The 264-nt window shown below is 69.3% G+C and carries 1 protein-coding gene; it reads right to left on the bottom strand.

The features are described 5' to 3' along the window. On the bottom strand, positions 1 to 264 hold a 264-nt coding region (locus I71_RS32415; protein WP_042704026.1), incomplete at both ends, for a chromate transporter.

The following is a 264-nucleotide window of genomic DNA, read 5'->3' as shown; positions in this document are numbered from 1 at the left end:
AGCAGGGAAGGAAGGTGACGTAGGTCGTCAGCACCGCCCCCAGCGTCCCCGCCAGTGCCGGCGACAGCGCACCCGGCCGGTTCCAGCCGGCGAAGAAACCGACATACTGCGTGACCAGGATCAGCGGCCCCGGAGTCGTCTCGGCCAGCGCCAGACCGTCGATCATCTCCCGCGGACTGAGCCAGCCATAGCCGTCCACCGCCTGCCCGGCGATGTAGGGCAGCACGGCATAGGCGCCGCCGAAGGTGATGAAGGCCGCCTTGG

This window comes from Azospirillum sp. B506, assembly GCF_000333595.1.
GTDB lineage: Bacteria > Pseudomonadota > Alphaproteobacteria > Azospirillales > Azospirillaceae > Azospirillum.
This window is presented reverse-complemented; position numbering and strand designations above follow the sequence as displayed.